Source organism: Rhizobium sp. 05L419 (assembly GCF_056397845.1).
This window is the reverse complement of the sequence record NZ_JBFTOF010000020.1, coordinates 79,177-95,477: the sequence shown is the minus strand read 5'-3', so window position 1 is coordinate 95,477 and position 16,301 is coordinate 79,177. Positions and strand designations below refer to the sequence as shown.

The 16,301-nt window shown below is 60.7% G+C and carries 11 protein-coding genes; 6 read left to right on the top strand and 5 right to left on the bottom strand.

Annotated elements, in window-relative coordinates; translation table 11 throughout:
• Window positions 1–51: 51 nt before the first annotated feature.
• The 5 genes from AC1DMK_RS22335 to AC1DMK_RS22315 form a co-directional block, all read right to left on the bottom strand.
• Window positions 52–1,083, bottom strand: coding sequence for a 2,5-dihydroxypyridine 5,6-dioxygenase NicX family protein (locus AC1DMK_RS22335; protein WP_477862084.1), 1,032 nt, complete (start codon window positions 1,081–1,083; stop codon window positions 52–54).
• Between the two features lie 44 nt (window positions 1,084–1,127).
• A complete protein-coding gene (locus AC1DMK_RS22330) occupies window positions 1,128–1,769 on the bottom strand; it encodes an N-carbamoylsarcosine amidohydrolase (protein ID WP_477862082.1) in 642 nt (213 codons plus the stop codon).
• A gap of 13 nt (window positions 1,770–1,782) precedes the next feature.
• Complete coding sequence (locus tag AC1DMK_RS22325) at window positions 1,783–2,535, bottom strand: aspartate racemase/maleate isomerase family protein (protein WP_037060288.1); 753 nt, start codon at window positions 2,533–2,535, stop codon at window positions 1,783–1,785.
• A gap of 74 nt (window positions 2,536–2,609) precedes the next feature.
• Window positions 2,610–3,410 (bottom strand): alpha/beta fold hydrolase, encoded by an 801-nt coding sequence (locus AC1DMK_RS22320; RefSeq protein ID WP_037060287.1) that lies wholly within the window; start codon window positions 3,408–3,410, stop codon window positions 2,610–2,612.
• Window positions 3,407–4,543 (bottom strand): FAD-dependent monooxygenase, encoded by a 1,137-nt coding sequence (locus AC1DMK_RS22315; protein ID WP_477862080.1) that lies wholly within the window; start codon window positions 4,541–4,543, stop codon window positions 3,407–3,409. Before AC1DMK_RS22315 ends, AC1DMK_RS22320 begins: the two co-directional genes overlap by 4 nt.
• Window positions 4,544–4,898: 355 nt before the next feature.
• On the opposite strand from AC1DMK_RS22315, the gene AC1DMK_RS22310 reads away from it, so the two are divergent.
• The 6 genes from AC1DMK_RS22310 to AC1DMK_RS22285 all read left to right on the top strand — a co-directional run bounded on the left by AC1DMK_RS22310 (window position 4,899) and on the right by AC1DMK_RS22285 (window position 16,300).
• Complete coding sequence (locus AC1DMK_RS22310) at window positions 4,899–5,453, top strand: 2Fe-2S iron-sulfur cluster-binding protein (RefSeq protein WP_037060285.1); 555 nt, start codon at window positions 4,899–4,901, stop codon at window positions 5,451–5,453.
• Window positions 5,450–8,992, top strand: a complete 3,543-nt coding sequence (locus tag AC1DMK_RS22305) for a molybdopterin cofactor-binding domain-containing protein (RefSeq protein ID WP_477862078.1) — start codon at window positions 5,450–5,452, stop codon at window positions 8,990–8,992. Before AC1DMK_RS22310 ends, AC1DMK_RS22305 begins: the two co-directional genes overlap by 4 nt.
• A gap of 13 nt (window positions 8,993–9,005) precedes the next feature.
• Entirely contained in the window at window positions 9,006–11,690 is a 2,685-nt protein-coding gene (locus tag AC1DMK_RS22300; protein WP_477862076.1) for a carbohydrate-binding protein, read from the top strand.
• 17 nt (window positions 11,691–11,707) lie between these two features.
• Window positions 11,708–13,963 (top strand): MGH1-like glycoside hydrolase domain-containing protein, encoded by a 2,256-nt coding sequence (locus tag AC1DMK_RS22295; RefSeq protein WP_477862074.1) that lies wholly within the window; start codon window positions 11,708–11,710, stop codon window positions 13,961–13,963.
• Window positions 13,964–14,319: 356 nt separating this feature from the next.
• Complete coding sequence (locus tag AC1DMK_RS22290) at window positions 14,320–15,396, top strand: extracellular solute-binding protein (RefSeq protein WP_037060468.1); 1,077 nt, start codon at window positions 14,320–14,322, stop codon at window positions 15,394–15,396.
• A complete protein-coding gene (locus AC1DMK_RS22285; RefSeq protein WP_477862072.1) occupies window positions 15,386–16,300 on the top strand; it encodes an ABC transporter permease in 915 nt (304 codons plus the stop codon). Before AC1DMK_RS22290 ends, AC1DMK_RS22285 begins: the two co-directional genes overlap by 11 nt.
• Window position 16,301 lies beyond the last annotated feature (1 nt).

Sequence of the window (16,301 nt, the reverse complement as noted above, 5' to 3'; positions counted from 1 at the left end):
GAGCGTCACCTGCTTCGCGTGTTTTTGCGCGAAGCAGGTCGGCTGTGGTCGTTATTTGAAGTTGTGCTGCATTTCCTTGACGGTGATGTCTCCGTCGAGAACCATCGGTTCGTCATCGAGGAACAGCGAGCAACCGCGCATCGGGATATCCAGATGGCAGGCGGTGTCGTTCGGGCCGCCGAGCTCGTTGTTGGGGCCAGTGGAGAACATCACGTTGCCGTAGAAGGAGCGTGCCTCCATGCCCATGCCGCCCGGGAATTCGCCGGGCACCATTCGATGCCACTTGGCGTTCTGATTAAGGCCCCAGCCGACGTGGCTCATGCCCATGCCACGCGGGTCGTTGAAACCTGCCATGTAGGATTTGACCAGCTCGGCATCGAGACCGCCGCGAATGTCGGTGATCCAACCGTTCTCGATCGTATAGATGATCGGGTCGCGCACGTAGATGTTCTGCGGCAGCAGGATATCGCCCGGAGCAACGACGATTGTACCGTCGACGCCGTCGTCGTCACCACCGGTGAAGACAAAGCCGGACGGCCAATGATCCCAGCGGCCGGGCTCGTCCGTGCACGCATATTCGGTAATGGCGGGATAGGTGTTGAGCTTGTAGGTGACATCTGTGCCATGCGGAGAGGTGATCCGCATCACCTTCGCCTTGGACAGCAGGTCTCCGGCAAATTCTACACGCTCGCGCAGTTCCTTTGTCGGCAGCATGCGCGCGAGAATCTCCGGCGGTTCGACGGCGGTCAGGATACGCGTACCGGCCGCCTGGATCGCCATCTGTTCCGGGCTGAAGAGCAGGAAGATGCAATCGATCAGCATGTCGGCGGCCTTCAGGGCCTCTACCGCTTCCGGCATGGCGGCGAGGCCTGTCTGGCCGACCGCCCATGCACCTGCCGGCGGCACCGGCGGCAAACGCATGTGGTACATCTTGGCGCCAAGACGCATGCCCGCCGCCATGAAGGCGTCGGCGTAATCGAGGCGCTCGTTGCCCTGGGTAAGGACGATGAGTTTTTCGCCCTCGTGGACGCCCGACATCTTCAACTGATGCAGGCAAATTTCCGTGAAGCTGAATTGATCCATGCTCGTTCCCTTATCTTGCTTGAAGGCTTGGGTGTTTCGTCCCGTTACGGACAGTTGGACTTGACCTTGGCGATTTCGGCGATCGCCTCCTCCCTCGAAACGACATCGCCATATTTGCTGTCGATATCGAAGAGGTTGGCATTGTGCGGATCCGGGTGCCGGTCGCCGACGCATTCGCGCACGACGATGCCACGAAATCCGTGCTGGACCGCATCGACGGCGGTGGCGCGGATGCAGCCGCTGGTCGAGCAGCCGGCCATGATCACGGTGTCGATGCCCTGCGCATGCAGCTGCGAGGCAAGGCTGGTGCCGAAGAAGGCGCTGGCATATTGCTTGACGATGACGAGCTCGCCACTGGCAGGCTCGACGCCGTCGCAGAACTCGGCCAGTACATTGCCTTCGACCATTCCTTTCATGACCGGCGATTTCTTCACCCACATGCCGCCATCGGCGCAGTTTTCCGCAAGATAGAGGATGCGCGTATGGATGACCGGAATGCCGGCCTCGCGGGCGGCCCGGATAAGCGCCGGCGTCTGCGCGACCGCTTCAACCACACCCGGGGCGTAAAGAGGAGCACCCTCGGTGGTGTAACCTTTCAGGAAGTCGATGACGAGCAGGGCAGGGCGCTGGCCGAAGCCGATGCGGTTGCCCCAGACGCCCTGATAGTTGCTTTCGGCGCTCTGCATGATCGGTCCCTCTTTAGTATGCGCCGGAAAGAAGTGCGCCGGCGCCCGGCACGACGGCTTCCAAACCGAGCTTCTTCAGTATGCAATAAGTGGTCGCGACGGCGGCGGTCAGAACGGGCTTGCCGGTCATGGCCTCGACCTTGGCAATCACCGGCAGCGACGGCATCTGCACGCAGGCTGACAATACGATGACATCGACGTCGGTCAGATCGAGCGTCTCAACAATTGCAGGCAGATTTTCAGGATCGTGACGGGCAACATCCAGATTGTCGGGTATCTCGAGCGCCCGCCAGTCCATGACCTCGAAGCCTTCCTCGCGGATGTAACCGACGACCAGTTCGGTGAGCGGCTTCATATAGGGCGCGACGACGGCGATCTTCCTCGCCTTCAGCGCCTTCAGGCCTTCGATCAAGGCGCCGGCGCTGGTGACGACAGGAATGTCGGTGCCGTTTTCCTGCGTGCGGCCGGTCAGGCGTTTCTCCGACTGGCGATGATAGCCGAGACCCATCGCCATGATGGCGACCAGGCAGGCATAACCCAGAACATCAACGCGGGCGTCGGAGAGCTCGACGGCGCAGCGGTCGGACTCTGCGTCCATCGCCGCCAGTTCTTCCTTCACGACCTTCTTCATGCGCATGCGGCTGGAGTGGAAGGTGAAGCGCTCGGGGCGGATGGATTGGCGCGCCATCAGCATGGCGGGGATTTCGGTCTCCATCGTCGTGTTGGAGCTCGGAACGATCTGACCGATACGGTAATATTTCTGCATGGATGAAATCCTCTGCTTTGGAAACGCGGGTGCCAACAAACGGCGGTGGATCGTGGATCCACCGCCGCTTTCAATCAACGGGAGAGAAAATCTCCGAGTGCGGCGAAGAAGCCATCGAAATCGTCCCAGGGGATCATGTGCCCAGCATTGGGCACGCGCACGATTTCCATCGCGGGATAAAGCGATTGGATTTCGTTCTCGTCGACCGTATTGATCACGCCGCCACGGCCGGCAACCATCAGCATGGCTGGCTGCCTCAGCTTGGGCAGCTCGGGGAAGATGTCGTCCTTGTGGAAGTCTTCGAAAGCGGTGACGATAGCAGGCTCGTAGCAGGTGTGGAGCCATTCCGCACGCAGCTTGAGCTGTTCATCTGTCCATGTCGGGCAAAATGCCTTCATGCCTTCCGCATCGATGCCCTCCAGCGACAGCCGGATGCTGTCGACGTACCAAGGCAGCCTGCTCGGATAGGCGCGGCGTCCGGGACCCGAAACCGGCGGATCGATCAGCGCAAGCCGCGAAAACGCCGTCGGTGCCGAAACGGCTGCACGGATCGCAATGCGTGCGCCCATCGAATGGCCAAGCAGTGCCGGCGCGGAAAGCCCGAGCGCTGAGGCGAAGCCGACGACATCTGCTGCCATTGCGTCGAGCCCGTAGTCCAGATCAGGACCGGTGGAAGATAGCCCCCGGCCGCGGACGTCGATCACATGGACGTCGTAGCGTTCGGCCAGCCGCTCGGCGACAAAGCCCCAGGTGATCGCCGGGCTGGTAATGCCAGGGATCAGGATGACGGCAGGGCCTTTTCCGCCGTAGCGCAGATAGTGTTGGCGGATGCCGTTGGCGAAGACGTTTGCCCCGTACAACGCACCGCCGCTCATGCTGCGGTCTCGCTCTTCAGCGGTTCGGCATAGATGTCGTAGCCATAGACCCAGGCCGGATCTTCCTGCTTGTGCAGGAAGGTGTTGGCGTTGGACACGCTCTGCACGCGCGTTGCGCGATCGCGACGGTTGGTTTCATACAATCCAAAGGCCGTGCGGAAATCGTTGATGCCGGTTTCCTGAAGGCAACGGGTCAACATGGCAGCGTCTTCGATCGCCATAGCAGCACCCTGCGCCATATGAGGTTTCATCGGGTGGCAGGCATCGCCAAGCAGGACAAGGCGGCCCTTGCTCCAGAGTGGCAGCGGGTTGCGGTTGAACAGCGGCCACTTCGTCACTTCGTCGGTGCTTTCGATCAGCGCCTGGATGATCGGGTGATAACCTTCGAATGAGGCCGCCATCTCTTCGCGGCTGCTGTCGACGAAGGCTGAATCGAATTCCCAGGCCGGATGCGGAACGCCGGTGACATAGTAGTATTCGTCGCGGCGGCCCGTCGTGTAATAGACCATCATGTGACGGTCAGGGCCCCACCACTTGACGCAGTCTTCGAACGTCAGGTCGTACTTCTTAAGTTTGTCGGAAGAGATCAGGGCGCGATGGCCGACCCAGCCGCTGTAATTCGGCTTTTCTTCACCGAGAAGCGTCTCGCGAACGCGCGAATTAATGCCGTCGGCGCCAACTACGATATCGGCGCGAACCGAGGTCCCATCCTCGAACTCGATCAGCACATCCGTGCCGTTGTCATCAAGGCGTGCCAGCTTCTTGCCGAAATGCAGAGTGCCCGGCTGAAGTGCATCGCACTGAATGGCTTGCAGGTCGCCACGGTGAACGGTGCAGTAGGTCTGGCCATAGCCCTCTAGCGAAACGCGGGCGCTATATTCGCCGGTAATGCCGTCACGGCTGAACCAATGGCTCGGCGTGCTGCTGATTTCGATGACCTTCTTGTCGACGCCGATGCGTTCGAAAATCTTCAGAACGTTTGGCCCCATATGGATGCCGGCACCGAGGCGCGAGAAGCTTGGCGCCTGTTCATAGACGTCGACGTCAAAACCCGCGTGCTGGAGTAGCGCACCCGCGACAGCGCCACCGAGGCCGGCGCCGATAATCGCGATCTTTTCTTTTCCGTGAGACATAGCGACCCCTTCTTAGCTGTCTTTCGACGCGTTGTTCCCAAAATTGGAAGCTGGCAAAAATTATAGTGCATACGCTCTAAATGGCAAGAGTGCCCCCTTGATTTTCATCAAAATCGCGAAGAAATTCCCACGATAATTGAATACACTAGCGAAATCGCTATTGATAAATCAGACTTGTCATTTGTCATTATAAAGCGTATACGCTTCTTAATAAAAAGGGGCAATAGATGCGGAAAGTCGGTGACTGGCGCATCGTTATGATTTGTAGGCGTCCGCGCGATGTCTGCTGCGTAGCGGTTCGGCCGATGGAAAAAGGCGTGGTCTGTGTGGCGTTCTTCGATCCGGAGGGCCTGCTTTGACACTGCCAGTTTGCTTCAGTTTGAATGTGAACGGTTCTGTTCAGAGCGTCGAAGCAAGCCCGGAAACGCCGCTCCTTTACATCCTCAGAAACGATCTCTCTCTCAACGGCCCGAAATACGGTTGCGGGCTCGGCGAATGCGGCGCGTGCGCCGTTCTCGTGGACGGTCGTGCCGTCAGGTCCTGCACGGTGCCGCTCGGCGCCCTCGGCGCGCGTCGGGTGACCACGCTTGAAGGTCTCGGGACGCCGGAGCAGCTGCATCCGGTTCAGGCGGCCTTTATCGACGAAGCCGCAGCTCAGTGCGGATATTGCCTGAATGGCATGATCATTGCCATCGCTTCCCTGCTTGAGCGAAATACCGATCCCGGCGAGGACGACATTCGCGAAGCGCTGCGCCATCATCTCTGCCGTTGTGGAACTCACATGGAAATACTCGCTGCCGCCCGGCGGGCCGTCGCCTACTCCAAGGCCGAACGCGCGCGCCGACCCATTCGGGATGCCGAGAAGCCCGACGTCGCGACGTCGGACGGCGACAAGGAGGTTTCGCCATGACCGATCATCGGGAAACACCCAAGTCCGGTTATATGTCCGCTGCCGACATGTTGCTCATCGTCAATGACGCGTCGCTGGGCGATGCAGCGGAACTTTACATCGCAGTCGGCGCGGACAGTCGTGTGACCGCATTCAACGGGCACGTCGACCTCGGGACTGGCATCCGCACCTCGCTGGCACAGATCGTAGCCGAAGAGCTCAGCGTGCCGTTCGAGCAGGTGGATATGGTGCTTGGCGCCACCTCTGTCGCTCCCAACCAGGGTGCGACCATCGCCAGCGAAACGATCCAGATCACTGCTGTCCCCCTGCGCCAGGCCGCCGCGACCGCCCGCCATCATCTGCTTGCCAAGGCGGCCGAGAGGGCCGGCGTCGCGATCGAGCGGCTGGTCCTGGACGACGGCATCATCCGTGCCGATGGCGGGGAGAACTGGCAGCTCAGTTTTGGCGACATCGTCACCGGAGAACACACAAGGCTCTCGATCGACAAGGCGGCCGCGCTGAAGCCTGCGTCGGATTATCGGCTTGTCGGCTCTTCGCGTCCGCGCGTCGATATTCCGGAGAAGGCCACGGGGCGATGGACATATGTGCATGACGTGCGCGTACCCGGCATGCTGCATGGTCGCGTCGTGCGTCCTCCCTATGCGGGCTTCGATCATGGCGAGCATGTCGGCAACAGCCTGATCTCCATCGATGAAGCATCGGTCGCTCATATCCAGGGGCTCGTCGGTGTGGTCGCAATCGGCGATTTCGTCGGTGTCGTTGCGACCCGCGAGGAGATTGCCGTCGAGGCGGCCAAGAGCCTGAAGATCGTCTGGCGCGCGCCGCCGGAGTGGCCGGACCTGAATGCGCCTGAAAAGGCACTGCGCGCCAACCCCTCAACGCCGCGCAAGCTGGCCGATCTCGGCAATGTCGATATGGCCCTTGCTGGCAGCACCAAGCCGATGAACCGGACCTATATCTGGCCCTACCAGATGCATGGCTCCATCGGTCCGTCCTGTGCGGTGGCGGATTATAGCGATGGGGGGCTGACGGTCTGGTCGGGAACGCAGAACCCGTTCCCGATGCGCCGCGATCTGGCACTGCTTCTCGACATGCCGGAAGATCTGATTCTGGTCGAGCGGTTGGAAGCGGCTGGCTGCTATGGCCGCAACTGCGCCGATGACGTGACGGCCGATGCGGCACTGCTCTCGCGCGCCGTCAAGGCGCCCGTCAGGGTGCAGCTGAACCGCGAGCAGGAGCATGCCTGGGAGCCGAAGGGGGCTGCCCAGATCATGGACGTGCGTGGTGGCCTAGATCTGGAAGGCGGTCCGTCTGCCTATGATTTTGAGACCCGATATCCCTCCAATCTCGCGCCGACGCTTTCCCTCATTCTGACCGGCAAAGTGCCGCCGGTTTCCGACGTCGTGGAGATGGGCGATCGAACAGCGATCCCGCCTTATGCCTACGGCAATCTGCGCGTCACCGTGCATGACATGCCGCCGATTGCGCGCGCATCGTGGTTCCGCGGTGTCTCGGCCATGCCAAACACCTTTGCTCACGAATGCTACGTCGACGAACTGGCTGCTGCCGCCGGCGTCGACCCGATCGAATACCGGCTTCGCTATCTTCACGATCCGCGAGCCGTCGATCTGGTGCATGCGCTTGCCGAGCGGGCAAAATGGTTGGCGCATACGACATGGGGCACGCTCGGTGGAGAGGGTGACCTGCTTTACGGTCGCGGATTTGCGTATGCCGTGTATATCCACGGCCCGTTCCCAGGCAAGGCTGCGGCCTGGGCTGCGTGGGTTGCCGATGTTGCGGTCAATACCAAGACCGGCGAGATTGCGGTCGTCAAGGTGACCTGCGCGCAAGATTCCGGGATGATGATCAATCCCGATGGCGTGCGCCACCAGATCCACGGCAACATCATTCAATCGACCAGCCGGGTGCTGAAGGAAAAGGTCGCGTTCTCCCCGACGGCGGTTGAATCGAAGGAGTGGGGCGGCTACCCGTTGATCACATTCCCAGAGGTGCCCGATATCGATGTGCTGATGCTGCCGCGACAGGACGAACCGCCGCTCGGCGTCGGGGAATCCGCTTCCGTTCCGAGCGCGTCGGCCATTGCCAATGCGGTCTATGACGCAACCGGCATTCGCTTCCGCGAGCTGCCATTGACGCCAGAACTGGTGCTTGCGGCGCTGAACGGCAAAAGCGATGAGGCGCCGACCGCCCCGCCTGTGAAGAAGCGGAAGTGGTGGAATATCGGCCTGTCCACTGTCGGTGCGGTTGCCGCCCTGTCCGGTATCGTCACTCTGGCCTCGCCATGGCGCTCGGCGATCGGAACCATTCAGCGACCCGATGCCAATGTGTATAGCGCTGCTACAATCGAACGCGGGCGGCTGGCGGCGGCGGCAGGTGCCTGCAATGTCTGCCATGTCGGAAACGACGGCACACCCTTCGCGGGCGGCAGGCGCTTCGATACCCCTTTCGGCGGGGTCTATGCCACCAACATCACGCCGGATGCGGAAAACGGCATCGGGGCATGGTCCTATCCGGCCTTCGAACGCGCCATGCGCGAGGGCGTGAGCCGCGACGGCCATCATCTCTACCCCGCTCATCCCTACACGTCATTTGCAGGTGCCGAGGATGCCGATCTCCAGGCGCTTTACGCCTACATGATGACGCAGGCGCCGGTCGCTGAGAAGGCGCCCGAGACGAAACTGAAATTCCCCTACAGCATCCGCGCGATGATGGCGGGCTGGAATGCGCTCTTCCTCAAGGCGGAGCCGTTCAAGTATGTGCAATCCCACGATGCACAGTGGAACAGGGGCGCCTATCTCGTGGAAACGCTCGGCCATTGTTCGGCCTGCCACACCGATCGCAACGTGCTCGGCGCCGAAAAGACCGGCAGCGCCCGTCTTTCCGGCGGCTTTGCCGATGGTTGGGAAGCCCCTGCGTTGAATGCCTTCGCCAAGGGCCCGGTCGGCTGGACCGCGGATGCGTTCTACGACTATCTGCGCACCGGGCATTCGCGCGATCATGGCAGCGCGGGCGGCCCGATGGCGCATGTCGTCGAAGTGATGCAGCCACTGCCCGACACGGATATCCGCGCCATGGCCGCCTATCTCGCAAGTCTCAACGAGACACCCGCCGATGCAAAGGTACAGGGCGACGCAGCACTTGCGGCGAGCGAGGCAGCCAAAGCCTCTGCCGCGCTGGTTTCGCCGAAGGGCGAGCGTCTTTTCAACGGTGCCTGCGCCACCTGCCACACCGGCAATTCCATCTTGTCGCCGCTGGCGCTCAACAGTAATCTGCATGCCGACACACCCAATAACCTCATTCAGGCCATCGTGAACGGCGTCGAGGCGCCGGCGATCCTTGCCGAGACCACCGGCCGGGAAGCACCTGAGGTGATGTCGATGCCGGCATTTCGCGAGACGTTGAACGAGACCCAGATCAAGGATCTCGCCGCTTATCTCAGGGCGCGTTTTGCCCCTGATAAGCCAGCCTGGACGGAAACGACAAACGCCATTCAGCGCGTGACGGCCGTAAGCCACTGAGGGAGCAAGCGAGTTGGACCAGATCCGAACCGGCAAGGATATCGACCATCGGCGTTTGTTCGAAGACCCGACAGCCGCCTTTCGGCCATCGGCCTACTGGTTCTGGCATTCGATTCCAACGGAGGAGGTCTGCCACGCACAGCTCGGCGATTTCAAACTGAAGGGGATCGGCACCATCCTCATCCAGGCGCGTCTTGCGATGTCGCGGGATGAATATCTGTCGCCTGATTACCTCAATGCCTATCGCGTTGCGGCCGAAATCGCCGGTAAGCTTGGCCTGAAGCTCGGCATTTATGACGACTACAACTGGATCAGCGGTCACGCCGGCGGGCGCACGGTTGCGGGCTGCGACGCCGTGCGCGAACGCCACCTGTTCTGGGCGTCGTCCGAGCAGGCTGAGGAACAGATCAGCGGCATCCATCCGCCTTTCACGCAGAAGATGGGGCCGGACATCTTCGAGTGGCAATATGAAGGCGGTCGGGTCGAGTGGTGCGAATGGGTGGTGGCGTCCGCCGTGCTGCATTCCTCCGGTGAGGTTGGCGGTCTGGAGGAGATTGTCGATGTGATCGCACAGACATCGGTCGTTAGAAGCGACGGTGTTTCCTGCACCTACGCATTCGACGGCGAGATTAAAGACGGCCAGACGTTGACGGTCTTCATCAGCGCGCGCTCCACGACATCCCGGCTGATCAACTACCTCCTGCCGCAGGCCGCGGAGCGGTTCATCGACGTCGGGCTTGATCCGCTCGTCGAAGCGCTTGGTGATCTCGTGCCTGATCCCGTCGGCTTCGTGTTCTATGACCAGCCGGCGGCCGGATTTTACAAGTGGGATCAGATTTCGGGCAGTCTCGGCAACAGTCTGCTGTTTGCTTCGACGCTGCCGGATGCCGTTTTGCACAGCACGGGYCAGCCGTTCGCCAAGGCGCTGCTGGCGCTGCTGCGCGATGTCGGGCCTGAAACCTTGCGGCTGCGCGCGCAATTCTATGCCGCCTATTCAGCCCTGATGAACGATGCCTTCTCGGGCACGCTGCGTCGATGGGCCGAGGGCAAGGGCATCGCGCTGACCGGACACGAGATCCTACCGCATATCAGCGCGTGGTCTTTGAACGGCGGTTTCACCAGCATAGACCCCAGGGTTGCGCTCGCCGTGGATTTCTTCGGCATCGACGCTTTCCGGCATGAGACGGCGGTCGATTCCAACAATTTCGTTGCCCAGCTTGCGCCGAAGCTAGGCGATTCCGTTGCCCGCTCGAATGGCCGCAGCCGCTGCGTCGTGGAGACCTATGCCAGCGCCGAGCGAACGCCCGTGCGCGCTGCCGGGCAATGGGAGCTGACGCTGGAGACAATGCGCGCGCAAGCGATCCGGCTCCATTGCCTCGGCACCCGGCAGTTTCTCTGGCACGGCGTCTACCAGACCGACGGTCATGACGACGATCCGACGCCCTTTGCCAATCCGCGCTTTGATTTCGGGCCGGGCATCAATTTCGAGCCGTGGTGGAGTTATCACGATCTGTTCGCGCAGGAGACCGCACGCATCTCCGCCTTCATCGAGCCGGCCAAACCCCGTACCCCCGTTGCAATCCTCTATCCGCTTCAGACTGCGTTCGCAGAAGGCCCGCGCCACGCCCACGCCACCCACATCGGCGCATGGTGCGAAAAGCTTCTGACGCAGGGACGCGACTTCATGTTGGTGAGTGAGGCTGATCTTGCGACTGCAACGATAGAGAGTGGCCGTCTCCTGGCATCGGGCCTGGTTTTCGATGCGGTCGTCCTGCCATCTGTCACCGTACTGGAGACCAAGGCGACGTTGCAAATCCTTGGTGCTTTCAAGGCTGCGGGCGGTGTCATCTGGTCCTCGGGCGATCACTTGTCCACGGTCTGCGATAGCGCAATGCGGGATGCCGTCGAGGTTTCAGTGCATGTCGAAGGGATGCCCGGCGACAGCGATGTGATCGCTCTGTTGCAGTCGCTTCCGTCGTCCGGTCCCGACTTGGTATGCCGCTCTGTGAGCAAGCCATGGCAATGGGTCGGATACGAGCCTGACGGCTGGTGGCGGGTCGTGCTGTTCAATGATGGCTCAACGGAGCTCGTCAGCGAGATCTCCTTCGGAGACGGTTTCGAGTGTGAGGTTTGGGCCGCGACGACAGGCGAGGTGAATGAGGCATCCGCCTTCGGTCGTCTGGCGGTCGCGCTCGCACCACAGGAAGTGCGTTGCATTCGGCTGCGGCAAGTGTCGCAGAAGGCAACGATCCAAGGTCAACTCTCGGATCAGCCGGTTCTTGATGCTGGACGTGCGATATCGCTTGTCGACGGTTGGAGCTTTGCGCCGGGCACCGGTTTAGAGTTCGTGCCGATTTCGGTGCTATCAGGTTGGGAAATGCAGGGCTTTGCCGATTTCTCTGGTACCGGCATCTATCGGCTGACGCTGGAAATAGGCGATGAGGCCGATTGGGTCCTAGAATTGCCTGAGGTCAATACCGTGGTCGCCGCGCGGCTGGACGGCAGGCAGATCGATCGCCGCGGCTGGCGGCCCTATCGTTTTGCCTTGGGTCGGTTGGTCTCCGGTGTTCATTCGCTGGAACTGCGCGTCGCCAACACGGCCGCAAATCGCTATTACAGCAACACACCCTATCTCGGCGACAGCCTCGACAAGAGCGGATTGACCGCAGCACCGAAACTCATCCCGCAGACAAACTGACCGGAAACGACCTAGCCATGCCACAACATTCGACGATCCCCCTGATGCGCGCCTGGAACAGCTGGTCCAACCGGCCGGCCGAATTGGTTTTCCTGCCCCTCGGCGTGCGGATCACGCCGATTCTGTACTCGACCCGCAGCAAGTCGACGTCTGCGATCGAACCGCGCCGCGACTCGGTCCGGCTGGGGCGCCACACGATCGACGGTTCGCTGATCGAGCTGGAGACCGATCACAGCGGCACGACCGTGGCCTTTTCGACCACGAAGACCGATCCCTTCGCCGTTCGCGGCAGCTGGGAAGGCAAGGTTTCGGCCGAATGGGGACTGCGCTTCTGGGTGACGCTGGCGATCTCGTCCGATGGCAGTGAGGTAGCCGTCCATGATGCAGGGCGAAACGTCACTCTCTTGAAGATTGGCACCCGGTTCGTGGCGGTCGCGACCTCCGAAGCGCCGGTCCATGTCACCGGCCACGAGACGATCGACGCATTGCGCGCGGATTTCGAGGAGAACGGCTACTTCTACACCGCCACCCGCAAGAACGAGGCACCTGTCATCGCCTTGCGCTTCAATCTCGAAATGATGCGCAAGGGCGCCTATGCCGCAGGCGTTGCCGATAGCGCCGAGCTTGCCATTTCGAAGGCGCAGGCCTGCCTCGCTGCCGGTGCCCCCGCCGAAATCGCCGATGTCCAGGCAGGCCTGTTCGAAGGCGCGCTCGACGCCATCCGCGATGTGGTCGCCTGGAACACGATCTGGGACGAAACCAATGCGCGCCCCTATACGGCAGTGACGCGGATCTGGAACCTCGGGAAGTTCGCGGTCTGGTACAATGATCAGATTTTCGCTGCTCTATTGGCCGGCGTCTTCGACGCGGATCTGGCGCGCGAGAATATGGCCACTGCGGTGGCGGGTGCGACGCCGCAGGGAAATATCGCCTGCATCGTCACCTCCAACGACGCATGGGTCGATCGTACGCAGCTTCCGTTCGGCGCTTTGGTGGTCTGGCAGTTGTACCAGCGCACCGGCGAACGCTCAATGATCCAGGCAAGCTATGATGTGCTGGTTCGCAATCGGCGCTGGTGGCAGGAGAACCGCGATCCGGATGGATTAGGGCTGCTCTCTTGCGGTACGTCGGATGTTGGCGAGGGCCTGTACAAGGGGACTGCCTTTGCCGCGCGCAACGAAACCGGCATGGACAATTCCGCGACCCATGACGAGGCGGTCTACGATCCCGTCACCCGCACGCTGTCGACCTTCGACCTTGGCCTCAACTGTGCAGCGGCTCTCGACGCCGAGATGCTGTCGAAAATGGCCGCGGTGCTCGGCAAGCCCGAAGATGCACGCGAATTCGCCGCCCTTGCCGAGCGCAGCCGCATGCTGATTTCGCAAACACTGTGGGACGAAAGCCGTGGCATATTCGCCAATCGCCAGCGTCGCGGTGGTTTCGTGCGGTCGCTATCGCCGACCAGCTTCTACCCGCTGCTATGCGGCGCGGCCACGCCAGTGCAGGCCGCCCGCCTGCTCGAGCACCTGAGCGATGAAAGCACGTTCGGCGGCGACTACGTTCTTCCGAATGCAACGCGCGACGATCCTGCGTTCGCCGACAATGTCTACTGGCGCGGACGCATTTGGCCGAATGTCAACTACATGGTCTGGCTCGGCCTGCGCCGCTATGGCTTCGTTGCGGAAGCGAGCAAACTTGCCAGCCAGAGCTACGACCTCTTCATGAAGTCCTGGCGCGAGGATCGCATTGCCTCTGAAAACTACAATGCGGTGACGGGCGAGGCGATGGACCAGGGCGATACCGACCCGTTCTACATCTGGGCAGCGATGCTGCCTCTGATGGCCGCCGGCGAGATCGTCGAGTTCGATCCCTGGACGGGCTGGACCGTGCGCAACACTGGGCAGGATATCGCTCTCGGGCCGATGGTGTCGCCGTCAGGAACGCTGCATCTGGCCGTCGAAGCAGGCATTCTTGCCTTGACGCTGAACCGCCGCACCGCGCTCAGGACCGACCTGCGGACCACGCTCTCGCGCATCATCATCGCAGAAGGGCGGATTGCCTGCACCGTCGCGCCAACCGCCGAAGATGGCTATATCGAGCTGCCTGACCTGGACATTCGAAGTGTCGTTGCTGCCCGTCTGGATGGGGAGAATGTCGGCTTTGTTGCATCACGGCAAGGTATACGCCTCATGATTGCCGAAAGCGCGCGTGACCGCCAACTCGACGTCTATTTTTCCCCACGCGAGCCGCTCCTCACACAAGGTAGCGCTTGACACATGTCAATTCCTCGTCAATAGTTTGTATACAAATAAAAAATGAAAAAGACTGATACTAAAATCAGAGGGTTTGAACTGAGGTCGGCGACAATCGAATGATTGAAGTTGGCCTTCTATCGGCGTCATGCGCTATTATCCGCCTATGAAACCATGTTCCGCTGTTGTGCGGCGCAGGTTTTTACTTGCCCGGAAAATGCGTGCTCGAATATTCGATTTCCTCTGATTATAGTTTGCATACAAACAATTAGATGTGCCCTTGGCACGTTGCCTGTTTTCGGCTTAGCCGATCCGTTGAGGTCGCTGACCGCGGTCACGATCGTCTATAACTGTGTATGTTCAAGAGGGGTGCCACAATGACTGAACTCACCAGACGCAATACGATGAAGTTGATGTCCGCAGCGCTTGTCGCTGGCGTCAGTTTCTCCAGCCTGCCGCGCAAGGCCTTTTCGGCTGGCACCATCACGGTATTGAACTGGCAAGGCTACGGCACGGACGAAGCATGGTCCGTCAAGGCTTTCACCGAAAAGACCGGCATTGCAGTCGTTCACGACTACTATAGCTCGGAATCGGAGATGCTGACTAAACTGCGCACCAATCCGGGCGCTTACGATCTCGTCGTTCTCAACGCGGCACGTTGCGCCCAGGCCGTTGCCGAAGATTTGCTGCAGCCGATCGATTTCAGCAAGGTTCCGAACGCAGCGACGGTCGATGAGGAGCTGCGCTCCAACCCGAACTTCAGCAAGGACGGCAAGGGCTTCGCAGTTCCGTGGGTCTGGGGCATGACCTCGCTCGCCATCCGCGAAGGCATGCCGGTTCCCGACAGCTACGCCGTTCTGGCCGACCCTGCCTATAAGGGCCGCGTTGCCATGGACGACGATGCCATCATAAACGTCGGCGTCGGTGCGCTGATGAGCGGACAGGACATCAACGATCCGAAGGATCTGGCCGCTGTTACAGCAGCACTGAAGTCGATCAAGCCCAACGTCAAGCTGTTGTGGTCAACGGAAGATCAGTGGAACAAGTCGTTTGCCGCCAAAGAATTCGACCTGTCGCTCTTCTGGTCGGGCGGTTCGGTGCGCTCGAAGCGCAACTCGAAGCTTCCGGTTCAGTTCGTCGTTCCCAAGGAAGGTGGCATCGGTTGGGTCGACGGTCTCGGAATCCCGGCATCGGCTCCGAACTCAGAAGGCGCGCTCGCTTTCGCCAACTGGATGATCGATCCGGCTTTCTACGTTGAATGGGCAACCAAGGTCGGGGCGCCGGCTTCGTCGAACTCGGCTGCACTTTCCGCCCTGCCGGCTGACGATCTGAGCCGTCAGGTGCACAAGCCTGAATACCTGAAGACGATGGGCATCATGTCGGCTCTGCCGGACGACCGCCGAGAAGCCTTCAACAACGTATGGCAGGAAGTGAAAGCCTTCTATGCAGAATGATCAACTGACATCAGCGTCAGAGCGCGGACCTTCGGGTCCGCGCAGTCGGCGCGCGCTCCCGTCATGGGTTTCGACGACAGCCTTGCTGCTGCCAACTTATGCTTGGTTGACGCTTGCTGTCTTCCTGCCGCTGCTGACCATGTTCGTGTTCAGCTTCATGTCGGCGACACCGATGGGCAAAGCTCCTATCGTCTTCACGTTGAAGCAGTACCGGGCCTTCATTGATCAGCCCTATCTGGTCGGCATCGGCATCACATCGCTGTTGATCGGCTTCTGGACGACGCTGTTCTGTGCGATTCTCGGATTTCTGGCCGCTGTGGCGCTGGTTCGCTCGACCTTCGGCAAGACGCGTGAAATGCTGCTGATCCTTATTCTTCTGCCTTTCTGGACCAATGGTCTGGTGCGTGTCTTCTCATGGACGATGGTGCTCCGGGAAAATGGCTTCCTCGATAACCTGCTTCACATGATTGCGCCCGGGGCCGGATCCATAGGCTTCCTCTATACGCGCTATGCAATCGTGGTCGGTCTTGTTCACGGCTATCTGCCTTACATGATCTTGACCTGTTACATCGCGCTGGTAGCTATCGACGATGCGATCATAGAGGCTGCAGCCAGTCTCGGCGCGCGCTGGTGGACCATTCTGTTCAAGATTTTGGTGCCGCTTGCGGCCCCCGGCCTGATCTCCGGATCCGTCCTGATCTTCATTCCGGTGATCGGCTCCTTCATGGAACCGCGCATTCTCGGTGGCCGCGTCGGCGTGACCATCGGAACGGTGATCGAAGACCAGTTCACGCAGGCTTTCAACTGGCCGCTGGGCGCATCGCTTTCCTTTACGCTGCTGGCCGTCGTGCTCGCTATTTTCGCAACCTTCTCCGGCGTTCTGCGTCGTGGCACGGCAAGTTGAG

Coding starts and splice junctions, on each gene's coding strand:
- AC1DMK_RS22335 (WP_477862084.1), bottom strand. CDS start 1,083: ATGGATCAATTCAGCTTCACGGAAATTTGCCTGCATCAGTTGAAGATG.
- AC1DMK_RS22330 (WP_477862082.1), bottom strand. CDS start 1,769: ATGCAGAGCGCCGAAAGCAACTATCAGGGCGTCTGGGGCAACCGCATC.
- AC1DMK_RS22325 (WP_037060288.1), bottom strand. CDS start 2,535: ATGCAGAAATATTACCGTATCGGTCAGATCGTTCCGAGCTCCAACACG.
- AC1DMK_RS22320 (WP_037060287.1), bottom strand. CDS start 3,410: ATGAGCGGCGGTGCGTTGTACGGGGCAAACGTCTTCGCCAACGGCATC.
- AC1DMK_RS22315 (WP_477862080.1), bottom strand. CDS start 4,543: ATGTCTCACGGAAAAGAAAAGATCGCGATTATCGGCGCCGGCCTCGGT.
- AC1DMK_RS22305 (WP_477862078.1), top strand. CDS start 5,450: ATGACCGATCATCGGGAAACACCCAAGTCCGGTTATATGTCCGCTGCC.
- AC1DMK_RS22295 (WP_477862074.1), top strand. CDS start 11,708: ATGCCACAACATTCGACGATCCCCCTGATGCGCGCCTGGAACAGCTGG.
- AC1DMK_RS22290 (WP_037060468.1), top strand. CDS start 14,320: ATGACTGAACTCACCAGACGCAATACGATGAAGTTGATGTCCGCAGCG.
- AC1DMK_RS22285 (WP_477862072.1), top strand. CDS start 15,386: ATGCAGAATGATCAACTGACATCAGCGTCAGAGCGCGGACCTTCGGGT.